The 16,302-nt window shown below is 70.0% G+C and carries 17 protein-coding genes; 14 read left to right on the plus strand and 3 right to left on the minus strand.

Annotated elements, in window-relative coordinates; genetic code table 11:
• Nucleotides 1-84 precede the first annotated feature (84 nt).
• From BLQ76_RS22160 to BLQ76_RS15645, 14 genes are all read left to right on the plus strand, one after another.
• The gene (locus BLQ76_RS22160; protein WP_170842615.1) at nt 85-243 is read left to right on the plus strand and encodes a hypothetical protein; all 159 of its coding nucleotides are present in this window, start codon (nt 85-87) and stop codon (nt 241-243) included.
• 86 nt (nt 244-329) lie between these two features.
• Entirely contained in the window at nt 330-857 is a 528-nt protein-coding gene (hemJ, locus tag BLQ76_RS15585; protein WP_090675120.1) for a protoporphyrinogen oxidase HemJ, read from the plus strand.
• 93 nt (nt 858-950) lie between these two features.
• Entirely contained in the window at nt 951-1,493 is a 543-nt protein-coding gene (locus tag BLQ76_RS15590) for a gluconokinase (RefSeq protein ID WP_244519672.1), read from the plus strand.
• Between the two features lie 463 nt (nt 1,494-1,956).
• Complete coding sequence (gene rho / locus BLQ76_RS15595; RefSeq protein WP_090675122.1) at nt 1,957-3,222, plus strand: transcription termination factor Rho; 1,266 nt, start codon at nt 1,957-1,959, stop codon at nt 3,220-3,222.
• Between the two features lie 58 nt (nt 3,223-3,280).
• Nucleotides 3,281-3,964 (plus strand): hypothetical protein, encoded by a 684-nt coding sequence (locus BLQ76_RS15600; RefSeq protein WP_090675124.1) that lies wholly within the window; start codon nt 3,281-3,283, stop codon nt 3,962-3,964.
• A complete protein-coding gene (locus tag BLQ76_RS15605; protein ID WP_090675126.1) occupies nt 3,961-4,449 on the plus strand; it encodes a YbaK/EbsC family protein in 489 nt (162 codons plus the stop codon). Before BLQ76_RS15600 ends, BLQ76_RS15605 begins: the two co-directional genes overlap by 4 nt.
• A gap of 204 nt (nt 4,450-4,653) precedes the next feature.
• A complete protein-coding gene (locus BLQ76_RS15610; protein ID WP_090675128.1) occupies nt 4,654-5,076 on the plus strand; it encodes a DUF3830 family protein in 423 nt (140 codons plus the stop codon).
• Nucleotides 5,073-6,371 (plus strand): tRNA uridine-5-carboxymethylaminomethyl(34) synthesis GTPase MnmE, encoded by a 1,299-nt coding sequence (gene mnmE / locus BLQ76_RS15615; RefSeq protein WP_090675130.1) that lies wholly within the window; start codon nt 5,073-5,075, stop codon nt 6,369-6,371. Before BLQ76_RS15610 ends, mnmE begins: the two co-directional genes overlap by 4 nt.
• Nucleotides 6,368-6,910 carry a GNAT family N-acetyltransferase gene (locus BLQ76_RS15620; RefSeq protein ID WP_090675132.1) on the plus strand — a complete coding sequence of 181 codons (543 nt, stop codon included), beginning with the start codon at nt 6,368-6,370 and terminating at the stop codon, nt 6,908-6,910. Before mnmE ends, BLQ76_RS15620 begins: the two co-directional genes overlap by 4 nt.
• A gap of 33 nt (nt 6,911-6,943) precedes the next feature.
• Entirely contained in the window at nt 6,944-8,839 is a 1,896-nt protein-coding gene (mnmG, locus tag BLQ76_RS15625; protein WP_090675134.1) for a tRNA uridine-5-carboxymethylaminomethyl(34) synthesis enzyme MnmG, read from the plus strand.
• Nucleotides 8,823-9,602 (plus strand): 16S rRNA (guanine(527)-N(7))-methyltransferase RsmG, encoded by a 780-nt coding sequence (gene rsmG, locus BLQ76_RS15630; RefSeq protein ID WP_090675137.1) that lies wholly within the window; start codon nt 8,823-8,825, stop codon nt 9,600-9,602. The genes mnmG and rsmG overlap by 17 nt, the downstream gene beginning before the upstream one ends.
• 80 nt (nt 9,603-9,682) lie before the next feature.
• Nucleotides 9,683-10,471, plus strand: a complete 789-nt coding sequence (locus BLQ76_RS15635; RefSeq protein ID WP_425285174.1) for a ParA family protein — start codon at nt 9,683-9,685, stop codon at nt 10,469-10,471.
• Nucleotides 10,472-10,500: 29 nt separating this feature from the next.
• Entirely contained in the window at nt 10,501-11,490 is a 990-nt protein-coding gene (locus tag BLQ76_RS15640) for a ParB/RepB/Spo0J family partition protein (protein ID WP_090675143.1), read from the plus strand.
• 101 nt (nt 11,491-11,591) lie between these two features.
• Nucleotides 11,592-11,975: a thiol-disulfide oxidoreductase DCC family protein gene (locus BLQ76_RS15645; RefSeq protein WP_244519675.1), complete on the plus strand. Its 384-nt coding sequence runs from the start codon at nt 11,592-11,594 to the stop codon at nt 11,973-11,975.
• A 67-nt stretch (nt 11,976-12,042) separates the two neighbouring features.
• On the opposite strand, the gene holA is transcribed toward BLQ76_RS15645, so the two are convergent.
• Genes holA through leuS form a run of 3 tightly spaced genes read right to left on the minus strand, consistent with a single transcriptional unit; the run spans nt 12,043 to nt 16,265 of the window.
• A complete protein-coding gene (holA, locus tag BLQ76_RS15650) occupies nt 12,043-13,083 on the minus strand; it encodes a DNA polymerase III subunit delta (protein WP_090675147.1) in 1,041 nt (346 codons plus the stop codon).
• Between the two features lie 13 nt (nt 13,084-13,096).
• The gene (locus BLQ76_RS15655; RefSeq protein WP_090675148.1) at nt 13,097-13,666 is read right to left on the minus strand and encodes a hypothetical protein; all 570 of its coding nucleotides are present in this window, start codon (nt 13,664-13,666) and stop codon (nt 13,097-13,099) included.
• On the minus strand, nt 13,653-16,265 hold the full coding sequence (gene leuS / locus BLQ76_RS15660; RefSeq protein ID WP_090675150.1) for a leucine--tRNA ligase: 2,613 nt from the start codon (nt 16,263-16,265) through the stop codon (nt 13,653-13,655). The genes BLQ76_RS15655 and leuS overlap by 14 nt, the downstream gene beginning before the upstream one ends.
• Between the last annotated feature and the right edge of the window lie 37 nt (nt 16,266-16,302).

A 16,302-nucleotide genomic window follows, 5' to 3' on the forward strand; every position in this document is an offset into this window, starting at 1 on the left:
CCGTGCGCTATCCCGGTGCGATGGAGGCGTCTAGCCGTGACCAGACACCCGCACGATCAGACCAGACAGAAGCAGGAACGGGCCGTGCGCGAGCTTTCCGGAACGCTGACCAACCAGAGCCTGCAGGGCAAGGTGCGACAGGCCTTGAGCCATACGCACAGCTTCCGCACCGACGACGATCTGCCGGAGTTCCTGCGCTCCAAGCTCGACGAACTCGATCGCGTCACCACCAAACGCCAATAGCGCCCCCGGTCCCTTTGTCCGTCTTGCCGCCCGCTGCGGTTCTCGACTAGGGGCAGAGCTTCCCGTCTCCTTCGGAAGCGTTCCCGATGTCCGCCACCTCACCCGCCGTCGCCAAGGATCGCTCGGTCCCGGTCGTCCTGCTTGCCGGCCTCGCGCTGGCGCTGGTTCTGTTCCTGTTCGTGCCCCTCGAGGCTCAGCTCTGGATCACCGCGCTGCACGTCGTGGCGGTGATCTCCTGGATGGCGGGCATGCTCTACCTGCCGCGCCTCTTCGTCTACCACACCGAGGCTGGCGCCGACGCGCCGGAGGCCCGCACCTTCACGGTGATGGAGCGCCGCCTGATGCGCGGCATCATCAACCCCGCCATGGTGCTGACCTGGGTCGCCGGGCTGTGGCTCGCGTCCCAGGTCTACGGCTTCCAGGGCGGCTGGCTGCACGCCAAGATCGCGCTCGTGGTGCTGATGACCGGGCTGCACGGCTACCTGTCGGCCTCGCGCAAGCGCTTCGAGCGCGGCGAGATCACCCGATCGTCGCGTCACTGGCGCATCGTCAACGAGGTACCCGCCGTTCTCATGGTGCTGATCGTGATCCTGGTGATCGTGAAGCCGTTCTGACGCTTGCGCTGGACTTCGGGCGGGGATGGGCGATCTTCTGGCCCATGCCGCCCGGAGGCGGCGTCCCTCCCGTTCTTCGCTCCGGAGTTCCCGATGCCGTCGTCCCAGCCCAAGCGTCCCGTATGTCTCGTGGTGATGGGACCCTCCGGCGTCGGCAAGACCACGATCGCCAAGCTCCTGTCGCAGCAACTCGGATGGCACTTCGCCGAGGCCGACGACTTCCATCCCGCCGCCAACGTCGAGAAGATGCGCGCCGGCGTGCCGCTCACCGACGAGGACCGCTGGCCCTGGCTGCGCCTCATGCGCGACTGGATCACCGAGCAGGCCGCCTCGGGCGAGAACTGCGTCGTGACCTGCTCCGCCCTGAAGCGCCGCTACCGCGACATCCTGCGCGAGGCAGAGGCGCAGGTGCGCTTCGTGGAACTGTCCGGCACGCCCGACCTCGTGGGCCAGCGCATCGCCGGTCGCTCCCACGCCTACATGCCCGCCTCGCTTCTCACCTCGCAGTACGCGACGCTCGAGCCGCTGGCGGCCGACGAGGACGGCGTTCAGGCCTCCGTGGAGCGCGCCCCCGACGACATCGTCGCCGACGCGCTTCGCCGCCTCGAGATCCACCCCGCCGGCGCGCGCGTCTGAGGCAGCGGGACGGCGCGGATCAAGACGGGGCTCCGCCCTCGACCCGGCAGGGGAATGATTCCCCTGCACCCCCTTCTCCCGACGAGTGTTCCAGCCTGCGGAGGGCCGGCGGCCTTCCGCAGGCTGGAAAAGTGTCCAAGAGGAATGAAGGGTCTGGGAAGTCATTCCCGGACGGGTCCGTTAGGACGGGCGAGACCCGTGGCTCGCCCTGGAGGGGCGGTAGCCCCGCCACGGCCCGCAAGGGCCCCGCGCGCCGCCGCTTGCGCCGCGGCGCGGCTGCGGCTATATGTCGGGGCGTATCCCGCCTTTCGGCTGGGGTCTGGTCCGGCCTTGCGCTGCGACCGCCCGGCCACCTTCATCGCAGCCGTCTGACGCGTTCGTACCGGCCCGATTGCTTTCCCGCTGACATGTCCCTGTTTCGCGCTGTCTCCTCCTCGCGCGGACGATGGGTTGGAGTATCCGAATGCCTGAGATCAAGCTCCAGGACCTGAAGCACAAGACGCCGGCCGACCTCGTCGCCTTCGCGGAGGAGAACGAGGTCGAGAACGCCAGCGTCCTGCGCAAGCAGGAGCTTCTGTTCGCGATCCTGAAGCGCCTGGCGGCGCAGGAGATCGAGATCATCGGCGAGGGCGTGGTCGAGGTGCTGCAGGACGGCTTCGGCTTCCTGCGCTCGCCGGAGGCCAACTACCTGCCCGGTCCCGACGACATCTACATCAGCCCCTCGCAGATCCGCCGCTTCTCTTTGAAGACCGGCGACACGGTGGAGGGCACGATCCGCGGGCCGAAGGACGGCGAGCGCTACTTCGCGCTGCTCAAGGTCAACACGATCAACTTCGACGACCCCGAGAAGATCCGGCACAAGAGCCACTTCGACAACCTGACGCCGCTCTACCCGAACGAGCGCTTCAAGATGGAGCATCTCGACGCGACGAAGAAGGACCTGTCGGCGCGCGTGATCGACCTCGTCGCCCCGCTCGGAAAGGGCCAGCGCGCGCTGATCGTCGCCCCGCCGCGCACCGGCAAGACGGTTCTCCTCCAGAACATCGCCCACTCGATCACCGCCAACCACCCCGAGTGCTACCTCATCGTGCTGCTCATCGACGAGCGCCCCGAGGAGGTGACCGACATGCAGCGCTCGGTGAAGGGCGAGGTCGTCTCCTCGACCTTCGACGAGCCGGCGACGCGCCACGTGCAGGTCGCCGAGATGGTGATCGAAAAGGCCAAGCGCCTGGTGGAGCACGGCCGCGACGTCGTGATCCTCCTGGACTCCATCACGCGCTTGGGCCGCGCCTACAACACGACCGTGCCCTCGAGCGGCAAGGTGCTGACGGGCGGTGTCGACGCCAACGCGCTCCAGCGCCCCAAGCGCTTCTTCGGCGCGGCGCGCAACATCGAGGAGGGCGGCTCGCTCACCATCATCGCGACCGCGCTGATCGACACGGGCTCGCGTATGGACGAAGTGATCTTCGAGGAGTTCAAGGGCACCGGCAACTCCGAGCTCGTGCTCGACCGCAAGGTGGCCGACAAGCGCATCTTCCCGGCGATGGATATCCTCAAGAGCGGCACGCGCAAGGAGGACCTCTTGGTGCCGCGCCAGGACCTGCAGAAGATCTTCGTGCTGCGCCGCATCCTCGCGCCCATGGGCACGACCGATGCGATCGAGTTCCTGAACGACAAGCTCAAGCAGACCAAGTCGAACGGCGACTTCTTCGACTCGATGAACACCTGATCCCTCGCCCCTCGGCCTCGGCGCGCCATGTCTGGCGCAACGGGATCGGGGTTTGGGCATGGACGAGACGAGACATGACGGCGAGGGGCTGACGCTTCTCGCCGTTCTGCGTTCGGGGGGGCGCTACGACGCCTCGTGGATGGAGCGGCTGGCGCGGGGCGCGCGGGCGCATATCCGCGGTCTTGGCCGCATCCGCTGCCTCACCGACCTCGACATGGCCGTGGAGGGCGTGGAAACCGTTGTGCTGCGGCACGACTGGCCGCGCTGGTGGGCGAAGTTCGAGGCCTTCCGGCCGGGTCTCACGACCGGCACGACGCTGCTCTGCGACCTCGACACCGTGTTCGCGGGCGACGCCTCGGCCCTCGCCGAGCCGGGTCTCGCCGCGATGGAGGACCATTTCCTGAAGGGCCGTGTGTCGAGTGCGCTCCTGCGCTGGCAGGGCGACGAGCTCGCCTTCCTGTACGAGCGCTTCGCCGCCGACCCGATGCGCTGGATGGAGCCGGGCTCCTGCGGGCCGGTGCCGAACTCGGTCCACGGCGACCAGGTGGTGATCGACCATTGGCTGCGCGAGCGCGGCCTCGTGCCGGACTTCCTGCAGACGCGCTACCCCAGGCTTCTCGACTTCTACGATCCCGCAAAAAGCGATCCCGGCCCGGTCGTGATCTTCATCGGCGACAGCAAGCCCGACAACGCGGTTGGGCCCGTCGCGCGGCTGTGGGCGGGCGAGGCGGTGGCGGCATGAGCGGCGAGCCCGAAGACCTGCCCGACGCCGTGCGCCGCGTCGAGATCGCCGCCCTGTCGCGCACCCTGCCGTTTCGCGTCGTTCGCACCGCCACGATCGCCCGCACGGCGGAGGAGGCGGCCGAGGCCGTCAACGTCGAGGTCGGCCAGATCGTGAAAAGCCTCGTGTTCCGCGCAAGCGAGACCGACCGCGCGGTGCTGCTGCTCGTGTCGGGCGCGAACCGGGTGGATACCAAGAAGCTCGCCGCGCTTCTTGGCGAGCCGGTGGAGCGCCCCGACGCCGACTTCGTGCGCGAGCGCACGGGCTTTGCGATCGGCGGCGTCGCGCCCTTGGGCTCCACCCATCCCCTGCCCGTCTACATGGACCGGACGCTCATGGGCTTCGACGTCGTCTGGGCGGCGGCCGGCACGCCGTTCCACGTCTTCGAGACCGTGCCCGACGCCTTGCGCATCGCGACCGACGCCGATGTCGTCGCCTTGAGCTGAGCCGTGCTAGGAGACTGTTTCTGAAGTCCCCGCGGAGGATCGGCGAGGGATCTCGGTCGCTCCACGAGGCGCCGAACGCAGCGGATGCCGGCGGCATCTGTGAGGCTCGGCAACGAGGTGGACGGCGGAGAGACCCGGCGAGCCGACCCGGTGGGCTTTTGAAATGGTCTCTAACGGGGCCCGGACCTGTTCGAAAGCGCCCCGATGCTCCTTCAGCCCGACTGCCGCGTCGTGATCGACGAGACGCCCTTTCCCGCCCGCTTCACGCCCGAGCGCGCGCCGCGAACGGTCGCCGCGATGCGCGCGGTGCTCCCCTATCGGGAGCGCGTCATCCACGTGCGCTGGTCGGGCGAGGCGGTGTGGATCCCGCTCGGCGCGCACGACTTCGGCCTCGGCTACGAGGACGCCACCTCCCACCCGGCGCCCGGCGAGATGATCCTCTACCCCGGCGGCGTGTCGGAGACCGAAATCCTGCTCGGCTACGGCGCGGTCAGCTTCGCCTCCAAGGCCGGCCCGCTCGCGGGCAACCCGTTCCTGCGCATCCTCGGCGACCTTGACACGCTCGCGGCGCTCGGGCGCGAGACCCTGCAGACGGGCGCCAAGGCGATCCGCATCGAGGCGCCGTGACGTTGGACGACACGATCGCGGCGCTCTCGTCGGGTCCGCTTCCCGCCGGCATCGCCGTTCTGCGCCTGTCGGGCGGGCGCGTGCGCGCGGCGCTGGAGCAACTGGCGGGCGGGGTGCCCGAGGCGCGCCGGGCGACCCTGCGCACCTTTCGCGACGTTGCGGGCGAGCCGATCGATCGCGGTCTCCTTTTGTTCTTTCCCGGTCCCACGAGCGTCACGGGCGAGGACCTGGCCGAGTTCCACCTCCATGGCGGGCGTGCCGTGGTGGCTGCCATGCTGAGTGCCCTGACGGCGCTGCCGGATATCCGTCTGGCGGAAGCCGGCGAGTTCACGCGCCGCGCCTTTGCGAACGGGCGTATCGACCTGACGGAAGCCGAGGGGCTTGCCGATCTCCTGGCCGCCGAGACCGAGACGCAGCGCCGCCGCGCCTTCCGGCAGAGTGCGGGCGAGTTCCGCGATCTGGCGGAAGGCTGGGCCCGCCGCCTCTTGCGCGCCCGCGCCCTGATCGAGGCCGAGTTCGACTTCTCCGACGAGGGGGATGTCGGCGAAAGCGCGGCGCGGGGCGTCCGGTCCGAGGTGGAGGCGTTGCGCGTCGACATCGAAAGGCGTCTCAGGGGCGCGCGGCGCGGCGAGATCGGGCGCGAGGGGTTTCGCGTGGCGATCGCCGGCGCGCCCAACGCCGGCAAGTCGAGCCTTCTGAATGCGCTCAGCGCGCGCGAGGCGGCGATCGTCTCACCGGAAGCGGGCACGACGCGCGATCTGGTGGAGGTGCGTCTCGATCTCGGCGGCGCCGTCGTGATCCTCACCGACACGGCCGGCCTGCGCGAGACCGACGGCCTGGTGGAGCGCATCGGCATCGAGCGGGCACGCGCGGCGATCGGCGAGGCCGATCTCGTCCTGTCGCTGGCCGAGCCCGGCCACGCCTTCGAGGCATTGGATACGCAGGCTCCGGTCTGGCCCCTGCGCACCAAGGCGGATCTGGCTCTCCCGCATGGCGAACCCGCGCTGTCGACCGCCACCGGCCTTGGGCTCGACACGCTTCTCGAACGGATCTCGAACGCTGCGCGCGAGGCGGCGGGCGACCCCGCCGAGGTCGTGCCGACGCGCGAGCGCCACCGCCTCGTGCTCGCCGAAACCGCCGCGATCCTCGCCGCCTACGATCCCGAGCACCAGCCGCCCGAGGTCGCCGCCGAGACGCTGCGGCTCGCCGCCGATCGGCTTGGCAGCTTGACGGGTCGCACCGGCGTCGAGGATCTCCTCGGCGTCATCTTCTCGGAATTCTGCGTCGGCAAATGAGCGAACATCTACCCATCCTCGTCCGTGCCGCCGAGCCCGCCGACGTCGCGCAGCTCACCGCCCTCATGAACCTGCCGGGCTACCGCCACGGAACGCTGCGCCTGCCCTTCGAGAGCGTGGACGCCGCCGGGAAGCGGATCTTCAACGGCAGCGCCGACATCACCTCGCTGGTCGCCGAATGGGACGGGCGCATCGTCGGCAATCTCGGCCTGTGGCGACAGCAGGGTCGGCGCTCGCATGTCGGGCGCATCGGCATGGGCGTCCACGATGACTTCACCGGGCGCGGCATCGGCCGCCAGCTGCTCATGGCCGCGATCGAGGTCGCCGACGACTGGCTCGGCCTCCTGCGCCTCGAACTCTCGGTGAACGTCGACAACGCGCCCGCCATCCGCCTCTACGAGAGCTGCGGCTTCGAGACCGAAGGCTGCGAGCGTCGCTCGATCCTGCGCGCCGGCGAACTCGTCGACGCCTACACGATGGCGCGCCTGCGCGAGCCGCCCCGCCCAGGCATTCCGCAAAGCCGCACGCCGCTCGATTGACACCGACGGCCCGCTGCGGCTTAACCCCGTTCCATGACACCGGACAATTCAGCTTCTCGCGCCGACGTCGTGGTGATCGGCGGCGGCCATGCGGGCGTGGAGGCGGCCTGCGCCGCGGCCCGCACGGGCGCACGGACGATCCTTCTCACCCACCGCTTCGCCACCGTCGGCGCCATGAGCTGCAACCCGGCGATCGGCGGCATCGGCAAGGGTCACCTCGTTCGCGAGATCGATGCGCTCGGTGGCATCATGGGCGAGGCGGCCGACCGCGGCGGCATCCAGTTCCGCCTTCTCAACCGCTCCAAGGGTCCCGCCGTCCACGGTCCCCGCACGCAGGCCGACCGCAAGCTCTACCGCGCCGCCGTCCAGGCGGCGGTGCGCGCGCAGGCCGGCCTTGCGATCGTCGAGGGCGATGCCTTCGATCTCGTGCTGGGCGCGGACCACCGCGTCGAGGGTGTTGTTCTGGCCGATGGTCGGCGCATTGTTTGTGGCGCCGTCGTGGTCACCACCGGAACATTCCTGCGCGGCCTGATCCATATCGGCTCCGAAACGATCCCGGCAGGACGGGTCGATGAGGCGCCTTCGATCGGGCTGTCGCAAACCTTCGAGCGCCTGGGACTGCGCCTCGGCCGTCTCAAGACCGGAACGCCCGCCCGGCTCGACGGAGCGACGATCGACTGGGCGAGCCTCGAGCGCCAGCGCCCCGACGACGAGCCGGTGCCCTTCTCCTACCTGACCGATGCCATCTCCAACCCGCAGATCGACTGCGGCATCACGCGCACGACGCCGGAGACGCACCGCATCATCCGCGACAACCTTCATCGCTCGGCCCTCTACGGCGGCATGATCGAGGGGGTGGGTCCGCGCTACTGTCCCTCGATCGAGGATAAGATCGTCAAGTTCGGCGACCGCGACGGCCACCAGGTCTTCCTGGAGCCGGAAGGCCTGGACGATGCGACGGTCTATCCGAACGGCCTGTCGACCTCGCTGCCGGCCGACGTGCAGAACGCCTTCCTGCGTTCGCTGCCGGGCCTCGCCAAGGTCCGCATCCTCCAGCCGGGCTACGCGATCGAGTACGACCATGTCGACCCGCGCGAGCTCTCGCGCTCGCTGGAGGTGCGGGCGGCGCAGGGTCTGTTCCTTGCCGGTCAGATCAACGGCACGACGGGCTACGAGGAGGCCGCGGCGCAGGGGTTGCTCGCGGGACTGAACGCGGCGCGCCGGGCCTCCGGCGCCGAGCCGACCGTGATCGGCCGGGCCGACGGCTATCTCGGCGTGATGGTGGACGACCTGACGCGCACCGGCGTCACCGAGCCCTATCGCATGTTCACGAGCCGCGCCGAGTTCCGCCTGTCGCTTCGCGCCGACAATGCCGACCGCCGCCTGACGCCGATGGGCCTCGAATGGGGCCTCGTCGATGCGCGCCGCCGCGCCGTGTTCGGGGCGAGCGAGAGCCGGTTGCGCGAGGCGCGCGCGCTGCTGGAGAGCCTGACCGTCACTCCGGCGGAGGCCGCGCGCCACGGCCTGCCGGTCAATCAGGACGGACGCCGCCGCTCGGCCTGGCTGTTCCTCGCCCAGCCGGACATCGGTTGGGATCGCCTCGTCGCGATCTGGCCGGAGCTGGGTGCGGTGGATGCGAAGACGCGCGAGCGCACCGCGATCGAGGCGGGCTACGACGTCTATCTCGAACGCCAGCGGCGCGACGAGGCGCGGCTGCGGCAGGGCGAGGCCCGGCGCATCCCCGAGGGCTTCTCGTTCGAAACGCTCAAGGGTCTGTCCAACGAGCTGCGCCAGAAGCTCGAGGCGCGCCGTCCCGCGACGCTGGCCGAGGCCGAGCGCATCGACGGCATGACGCCCGCAGCCCTTGCCCTGATCCTCGTCGCCCTCGGGCGCCCGACCCCAGCGGAGCCGCATGTCCAGGCCGCCTGAACGCCGCAAGCCCTTCGCCGACCGCTCCCCCGCCTCGAAGGCGCAAGCGAAGAAGCCCGCGCCCTCCAAGCCGCGCATGGGTCGGGCCGCGACCGAGGCGAAGCTCACGGAGGAGCGTGCCCTCGTCCTGTCGCGGCACGGTGTTTCACGTGAAACCGTGGAGCGGCTGGATCGCTTCGTCGCGCTTCTGCGGCAGTGGCAGGCGCGCATCAACCTCGTCTCGCCCGCGACCGTCCCCGAGATCTGGACGCGCCATGTCGAGGATGGGCTGATCCTCGGACAGTTGGCCCGACGCCACCTGCGCTGGGCCGACATCGGCTCGGGCGCCGGCCTGCCGGGCCTCGTCCTTGCGATCCTCATGGCCGAGCGCGAGGGCGGGCATGTCGACCTCATCGAGGCGAACGCCAAGAAGGCCGCCTTCCTGCGCACCGTCCAGCGCGAGCTCCAGCTCCCCGCGACCGTGCATGCCGCCCGCATCGAAAGCTGCGGCGCGGTGCTGGCCAAGGTCGACGCCGTGTCGGCCCGGGCGCTGGCCCCGCTGGACGAGCTTCTCGCGATGACCGCGCCGCATCTGGCACCGGGTGCCGCACGCTGGTTCCTGAAGGGGCGCACGCACGAGGACGAGATCGCGAAAGCCGCTGCCCAATGGCGGCTCGACATGGTAAAGCATCCGTTAGTCGAGGACGGGTCGGTGATCCTCGAGATCCGCTCGGCCGAACCGCTCGGCGCGGGCGCCTCGCCCTCCCCGGCCCCCCTTTCCTGACGGAGTTCGCCGGTCCCCTCGGGGCCCGGCCCCGAGGCAGCGCGCGAAGACCCATGGATACCATGTCCCCCGCCCATCCCATGCGCGTCATCACGATCGCGAACCAGAAGGGCGGCGTCGGCAAGACCACGACCGCGATCAATCTGGCGACCGCGCTGGCGGCGATCGGCAAGCGCACGCTCCTGATCGACCTCGACCCGCAGGGCAATGCCTCGACGGGTCTCGGCATCGACCGCGAGGAGCGCGGCACCTCCTCCTACGATCTCCTCACGGAGCGCGCGAGCGTGACCGAGGCGGCCATGGAGACGGCGGTGCCCGACCTCTGGCTCGTGCCCTCGACGCTCGACCTCCTCGGTCTCGAGATGGAGATCTCCAGCGCGAGCGGGCGCGCCTACCGCCTGCGCGACGCGCTGCACTTCCATGGCGTGGAGCACGCGCTGTTCGACTTCGTGCTGGTGGACTGTCCGCCCTCGCTGAACCTTCTCACGATCAACGCCATGGCGGCGGCGGACGCGATCCTCGTGCCGCTCCAGTGCGAGTTCTTCGCGCTGGAAGGCCTCAGCCAGCTTCTGGAGACGGTGGAACAGGTGCGCGACTCGCTGAACCCGGCGCTGTCGCTGCACGGCATCGTTCTCACCATGTATGACGGGCGCAACAACCTCGCTGCCCAGGTCGTGCGCGACGTGCGCTCCTACATGGGCGAGCACGTCTACGAGACCATCATCCCGCGCAACGTGCGCGTTTCGGAAGCCCCCTCCTTCGGCAAGCCCGCCATCCTCTACGACATGAAGTGCCCGGGCAGCCAAGCCTATATCCGCCTCGCCTCCGAGGTGATCCAGCGCGAACGCCTCCTGGCGGACGCGGCGTGACGCGTCGACCAGAAGCAGGACCAGTCCCCATGAACGACGACAAGGGCCGACAGCGCCTCGGACGGGGCCTCGCCTCCCTGATCGGCGGCGCGCCGACCTCGGCCGCCCCGCCCCGCACGGGTGCCCCGGCCCTGCCCTCGCTGCGCGGCAGCCTGCCGCCGGGCGAGCGGCGCGTGTCCACCGCCGACCTCGACCCCAACCCGCGCAATCCGCGCAAGACCTTCCACGAGGCGGACCTTGCCGAGCTCACGGATTCGGTGCGGCGCCACGGCGTCGTCCAGCCGATCCTGGCGCGCCGCGTCGAGGGGCGCCTGGAGATCGTGGCGGGCGAGCGGCGCTGGCGCGCGGCCAAGGCCGCAGGGCTCAAGGACGTGCCCGTCGTGGTGCGCGAGATCGACGACCGCCAGTCGCTCGAGATCGCGATCATCGAGAACGTCCAGCGCGCCGATCTCGATGCGGTGGAGGAGGCGCTCGGCTACGACCAGCTGATCCGCGAGCACGGCTACACGCAAGGGGAGCTCGCCGAGGTCCTGGGCAAGAGCCGCTCCCACGTCGCCAACACGCTGCGCCTCCTGAAGCTGCCGGACAGCGTCAAGGCCATGGTGTCGGACGGGCGCCTGTCGGCCAGCGCCGCACGCACCGCCGTCACGCAGGACGATCCCGAAGCCTTCGCCCGTCGCATCGTGGAGGAGGGCCACTCCGTTCGCGCCGCCGAGACCATCGCGCGCGGCGAGACGCCCGCGCCGCCCCCTGCCCGCTCACGCCGCTCCAGCGCCGCCGGCAAGGCCCCTGCCCCGGCCACGCCGGCACCGATTCCCGAGAAGCGCGGCGACGTGCGCGCGCTCGAAGGTCTCCTGTCGGAAACGCTCGGCTATCCCGTGACGATCGAGCTCGGCGCGGAGGGCGGACGGCTCCAGCTCGACTTCCGCTCCCTGTCCCAGCTCGATGACCTCTGCCGCCGCCTGCAGGCTGCACCCCGGCGCGACGAGGATACGGGACCGCGCGTTCGCTCGCTGTAAGACATAGAATGCTCGATAAGCCGGCTTATGCCAGCTGCGGAGACGGCACGGAACAGGGTGCACGTCCATTGGAGAACGCACCTTTTCCCATCGACCGGCCCGTGATCCTGTTCGATGCGGAATGCGTGCTGTGCTCCGCCAATGCGCGCTTCATCCTCGAACGCGATCATGCGGCGGTCTTTCGTCTTGCGTCCATGCAGGGTGAGGTCGGACAAAGACTGTACCGGCGACATGGCATGGATCCGGCGGACCCGGCGACGATGCTGGTGATCGAGGGCGAGCGGATGCGGCGCGACAGCGACGCCGTTCTCAGCATCTACGAGCGTCTCGGCTACCCCTGGAAGCTCCTGACGGTCCTTCGCATCGTGCCCGCTGCGCTTCGCGATCCCGTCTACCGCCTTGTCGCGCGCAATCGCTACCGCTTGTTCGGGCGCCGGACGAGCTGCTGGGTCGCGCCTGCGACCTATCGGGACCGCATTCTCTAGCGTTTTTTCCCAGATCGGGTCGCGGCATCGGAGGTCCGGAACCCAAGCCGATGGGAATGCGCCGCGGCTAGCGCCGCGCCCGCCTGCGCCGGGCGGCCTCCACGCCGATCTCGGTGAGCATGCGGCGCATGATCGTGTCGGCCAGCGCGCTCTCTTTCCGCGAAAGGAGGATGTCGGCCTCGATACGGCGCAGCGCGCGGGCGATCCCAGCCCCGTCCCAGGCGGCAAGCGCCGCCTCGAAGGCGCCCTTGCGGCGGAAGTGGACGCGGCGGCGCTCGACGACCGCTGGAACCGGCGTGCCGCGCTCGACCTCGGCGCGCATCGCCTGCAGCGTCTGGAAGTGGCGCAGCAGCGCGCCCTGGAGCTGAAAGATCGATGTGCCCGCACCGGTCAGGCGCTCCACGAGGCCCGGCAGGAGGCGCACCTCGCCGCTGGCGGCCGCATCCACGGTCTCGTCCACCGTATCCGCCGACACGTCGCCGACGATCGCCTCGACATCCTCTTCCGTCACGGTGCGGCGCCCGAGCGCGTAGAGGGCGAGCTTCCTCACCTCGCCGCGCGAGGCGAGCCGGTTGGCGCCGAGCCGGGCCCGCAGGGTTTCGCGCGCGGCGCGGTCGATCGAGAGGCCGGCCTCGCCGAGCTCCTCGTCGATCATCCGGTCGAGCGAGCGACCCTCGTCCTGGTAGCAGGGCAGCGCCATGGCACCGCGCCCGCGCTCGGCGTTGAGCCGGAGCCCGGCGCTCTTCTTGAGATCGCCCGCCTCGATCACGACCGTCGCGCCCTCGGGCGGGTTGTCGGCGAGGTCCGCCACCGCATCCGACAGGTTGCGCCCGTTTCCCGCGCCCTTGACGCGGATCAGGCGCCGGCCACCGAACATCGAGACCGTGCGCGCCTCGTCGAACAGGCGGCCGATGTCGCGTTCGAGCTCGTCGGCCTGCAGCGTCACGGAACTGAACGGGTCGGACGGATCGACGCCGGACAGCTGCGCCACCTTGTCGGCGCGCTCCGACACGAGGCCGGGATCGGGCCCGTAGAGCACGACCACGGGAAACGAGGTGTCGGGCCGCGACAGAAAGGCTTCCACCTCGCCGGCCTTGCGCTGGGCCACCGGCGCGGACCCCTTACGGCTTGGCGGTGGCCGGCGTGGGAACGCCCGCCATGGCGTCGCGCTGCAGCGCCGGGCCGATCGCAAAGAGAATGCGCCGCGCCACCGTCTCGCCCGCCTGGTTCTGCGCGTCCACCACGGCCCGCGTCGCGGCGAAGACCTGATTGGTGCGGTCGTAGGGTATCATCGCGAAACGCGAGCCCTTGGCCACCGACGTGTTGTCGGCGAGGCGCACGAGATCGAAGCCCACCGTCATGCGGTAGAGGCTGGCCGTGGGAACGCCGGTGCCGGTCTCCAGCGACGAGACCTGGTCGGTCGACGTCACGGTGTAGCGCAGCTCGTAGAGCGCGCCGCGTACCGGCTCGGCGCCGTTCAGCTCGAACAGCATGGCGTTGCGGAAGATCTGCGCGGTGCGCGTGTCGGCGCCCTGCACCGCGATGCGGCCGCGCAGCTCGGTCAGCACCGAGGAACGCGCGCCCGTACCCGGATCGACATCGGTCGTGCCGTAGAGCGGACCGCTGGTACAGGCCGACAGCGCGGCGAGAGCCGAAACGGCGGCCACCAGGAGGAGCTTAGACGACGACATTCACGATCCTTCCGGGCACCACCACCAGACGCTTGGGCTCCGCGCCGCCGAGCGCCTCGACCACGAAGGGCAGGAGGCGCGTCAGCCGCTCCACCTCGCCCTTGTCGGCCTCGGCGGGCACGGTGATGTCGCCGCGCTTCTTGCCGTTGATCTGGACCGGCAGCGTGATCTCGTTGTCCACCAGGAGAGCCGGGTCCACGGTCGGCCATCGGGCGGCGGCGCACAAGCCCTCCTCGCCCAGCTTTGCCCAGCATTCCTCCGCCAGATGCGGCATCATCGGCGCGCTGAGGCGCACCAGTATCGACAGTCCCTCGCGCGCGGCCGTGCGCAGCGCGGCATCGCGCTCTAGGGCCTCCGGCGCGAGGATCGCCTGCAGCGTGTTCACGAGTTCGTAGAGACGCGCGACCGCCTTGTTGAAGGCTAGGCGCTCGATGTCGTCGGTGACACCGCTGGCGGCCCGGTGCGCCGCACGGCGCACGGCGAGGGCAGCGTCGGACGCCTCGCCCTGAGCCGTTTCGCCGCCGAAACGATCCAGTGTTTCCGCCGTGTCACCCACCAGACGCCACAGGCGCTGCACGAAACGATGGGCGCCCTCGACGCCGGCCTCGGTCCAGATCACATCGCGGTCGGGCGGCGAGTCCGACAGCATGAACCAGCGCGCCGTGTCGGCACCGAACGAGGCGATGATGTCGTCGGGGTCGACGACGTTGCGCTTCGACTTCGACATCTTCTCGATCGAGCCGATGGCCACCGGCGCGCCGGTCGACAGGCGCGTCGCCTGCCGGCTCGCGCCTTCGCCGGTGATGCGCACGTCGGCGGGCGGCACCCACTCGGTGCCCTCGCGATAGGTCTCGTGCACCACCATGCCTTGCGTGAACAGGCCCCGGAAGGGCTCGGCAAGGTCGAGATGGCCGGTGTCGCGCATCGCCCGCGTGAAGAAGCGGGAGTAGAGGAGATGCAGGATCGCGTGCTCGATGCCGCCGATATACTGGTCCACCGGCAGCCAGCGGTTGGCGGCCTGCGGGTCGGTCGGCTCGTTGGCGTGGGGCGCCGTGAAGCGCGCGAAGTACCACGACGAGTCCACGAACGTGTCCATCGTGTCGGTCTCGCGCCGCGCGGGGCCGCCGCACTGCGGGCAGGTCGCCGCGCCCCAAGTCGGATGGCGGTCGAGCGGGTTGCCGGGCTTGTCGAAGTCGATGTCCTCGGGCAGGCGCACCGGCAGGTTCGCGCGGCTTTCGGGCACGACGCCGCAGGCCTCGCAATGGAGTACCGGGATCGGGCAGCCCCAGTAGCGCTGGCGCGACACGCCCCAGTCGCGCAGGCGGAACTGCGTCTCGCGACGGCCCCAGCCGGCCGCCTCGAACTGCGCGAGCGAGCGGTCCATCGCCTCCTGGACGGTGATCACCGTGCCCGGCTCGCCCGCCCAGCGCACGTAGCGCACGCGCTCGGTCTTGGGCGGCGAGAAGACCTCGTCCGCGACGCCCGCGCCCGTGTCGTCCGGCACGAAGACGTCGAGGATCGGCAGATCGTATTTCTGGGCGAACTCGAAGTCGCGGCTGTCATGGGCGGGGCAGCCGATGATGGCGCCCGTGCCGTAGTCCATGAGCACGAAGTTGGCGATGAAGAGCGGCAGCTCCCAGGAGGGGTCGGCCGGGTGCAGCGCCTTGATGCCGGTGTCGTACCCGAGCTTCTCGGCGGTATCGATCTCGGCCTGGCTCGTGCCGAGGCGATGGCACTCCTCGATGAAGGCGGCGACCTTCGAGTCGTCTTCCGCCAGCCGCTTGGCGAGCGGATGGTCGGGCGAGACGGCCGCAAAGGTCGGGCCGTACATGGTGTCGGCGCGCGTCGTGAAGACGGGAAGGGCGGTGAAACCCTCCGGGGCGCCCTTCAGGCCGAAGCTGAACGAGAGGCCGTCCGAGCGGCCGATCCAGTTGCGCTGCATGACGCGCACCTTCTCGGGCCAGCCGGGCAGATCGTCGAGCGCGGCCAAAAGATCATCTGCGTAGCGCGTGATGCGGAAGAACCACTGGGTCAGCTCGCGCTGCTCCACCAGGGCACCCGAGCGCCAGCCGCGGCCGTCGATCACCTGCTCGTTGGCGAGCACGGTCATGTCGACCGGGTCCCAGTTCACCTTGGCCGAGCGGCGATAGGCGAGGTCCTTGTCCAGCATGTCCAGGAACAGCATCTGCTGGCGGTGGTAGTACTCGACGTCGCAGGTCGCGAACTCTCTCGACCAGTCGAGCGACAGGCCCATGCTTTTCAGCTGCGCCCGCATCGCCGCGATGTTCTCGTAGGTCCACTTGGCGGGATGGACCTTGTTCTGCATGGCCGCGTTCTCGGCCGGCATGCCGAAGGCGTCCCAGCCCATGGGATGAAGGACGTTCATCCCCCGCGCGCGCTTGAAGCGCGCCACCACGTCGCCCATCGCGTAGTTGCGCACGTGCCCCATGTGGATGCGCCCCGAGGGGTAGGGGAACATCTCGAGGACGTAGTAGGTCTCGCCCGGCGCGGACGTGTCGGCCTCGAACAGCTTGGCCGCGTTCCAGCGCTCCTGCCAGCGGGGTTCGGCGGCCTTGGGGTTGTAGCGCTCGACGGGCATGGGCGGCGGACTTCGTCTCGGATGCGAACGGGGAGGG

The organism is Aureimonas jatrophae (assembly GCF_900104035.1).
GTDB classification, from domain to species: Bacteria; Pseudomonadota; Alphaproteobacteria; order Rhizobiales; family Rhizobiaceae; genus Aureimonas; species Aureimonas jatrophae.